This is a genomic window from Paenibacillus sp. GQ49, assembly GCF_059759055.1.
The window spans coordinates 1-1,877 of the sequence record NZ_JCAXEL010000042.1; the positions used below are offsets into that span (position 1 = coordinate 1).

Genomic DNA, 1,877 nt, shown 5'->3' on the forward strand with positions numbered 1-1,877 from the left:
TTGCGTTCTGGGGATGAGAACCCCAATGGTTCGTCGGAGCATTCACTTCGTTAGCACTACTTCGCAGTCTCGACTGCAAGGAGAGTATCCCTCCTGGGACGTATTAAAAAGAAACTTCCTTCGGGAAGTTTTTTTGCGTTCTGGGGATGAGAACCCCAACGGTTCGTCGGAGCATCCACTTCGTTACATGCTCTATGTCGCTGTATTGGAGCGCCGCATTTGCTCACTCTATAAGCAACACGTTGAAGTATCGATGTTCTAACGAACATAGGACACTTTATTTGCTCCCAATTCAGCATTGTGGAATTCTAACGAACCTTAGAGAGCTTATCTCACCAATTCTGGGGTATTAACTCACTTATTCGCACTTCATAGCCTGGATTAACGTCGCTGAGTTTCGTTAGAATCTGAAAATAGCAGTTTTACCCATTATAAGACCTCGTGGATTCGTTAGAATTCACAGGCTAGTCAAGGCACCCATTGTCGATTGGGTGTTTTTTCATTTCATTGCTCAATATTGACATAGAATGTTATGCTTACGGAGTGGATTATGTAACAATCCATACATATTAACTTCTTTGGAAACAGGAGATTTTATCAATGTCATCATCAATACAGCAACACTCATCTATCCATACTGAGGAAGAACATTCTTCAACATCCAAAAGATTCGGCCTGTTATTAGCAGGCATTATCGTCATAGCAGCTACCATGAGGTCACCGATTACAGCAACCGGACCTGTAGTGGAGATGATCCGCTCAGATACAGGTATCGGCCATACGATGGTCGGGCTTCTGACCTCACTTCCTTTGCTCGCCTTTGCAGCAGTCTCTCCTTTTGCACCACGTCTTGCCAAACGTTTAGGACTCGAATCTGCTCTGCTATTGGCTGTTATGATTGTAACCATTGGGGTGGCATTACGCTTGTTGCCTTCCGTCCTCTCCTTATATGCAGGAACCGCAATTTTGGGGTGCGGCATTGCATTAAGCAACGTGCTTTTGCCAAGTTTGATCAAACGTGATTTCCCATTGCGGGTAGGTATCGTCACCGGATTATACTCTGTATCCATGAATATATTTGGCGCCATCGCCTCAGGTGTGAGTGTGCCCGTAGCAGGAGCCACATCTATGGGTTGGCGTGCTTCGTTAGGCATGTGGGCCTTGTTGTCCATATTGGCGCTTCTCTTGTGGCTCCCCCAGATCGCCGCAGGACGTCAGCGAATGTTATTCATAGCCACACAGAGTGAAGGGACGCCTGTACGTCTACGGACCTCTTCCCTTGCCTGGTTCATTACTTTATTTATGGGTCTGCAATCTCTAATATTCTATACAACGATTACCTGGCTTCCCGAGATTCTCGCTGAGCAAGGATTCAGTCCCACCTCAGCAGGGTGGATGCTCTCCCTAATGCAGATGGTTAGTGTACCGGCTACCTTTATCGTTCCAATCCTCGCCGGCCGAACGCGAGATCAGCGTGTTCTAACCGCGATAACGTGCTCTTCTTTAATTGTCGGGTATGCTTTATTGTTAAGCGGCATCGCTTCGCTCGTTACCATCGGTGTCACGTTGGCAGGAATAGGTGCTGGAGCTTCATTTGGAATGGTAACAATGTTCTTCGTCCTTCGCACAAAAGATGCCAGACAAGCTGCCAGCCTGTCCGGTATGGCCCAATCCTTCGGATATATGCTCGCCGCAGTTGGACCTCTACTGTTCGGTATGCTTCATGACTGGACAAAAGGATGGACCCTGCCGTTGCTAATACAGGTCATTCTGGCTATCGCTTTGCTAATCGCAGGGATTCAAGCCAGCAAAAATAGAATGATCGGTTAGTCATACAATTCATTTATAAAAAAACAAAACGGCCTCCATCCTGAAAT

General features: G+C 46.7%; 1 protein-coding gene. It reads left to right on the forward strand.

Annotated elements, in window-relative coordinates:
- The first annotated feature begins 600 nt into the window (after nucleotides 1–600).
- Nucleotides 601–1,830: a CynX/NimT family MFS transporter gene (locus AC6CIF_RS31795; RefSeq protein ID WP_036605884.1), complete on the forward strand. Its 1,230-nt coding sequence runs from the start codon at nucleotides 601–603 to the stop codon at nucleotides 1,828–1,830.
- Nucleotides 1,831–1,877: the final 47 nt, after the last annotated feature.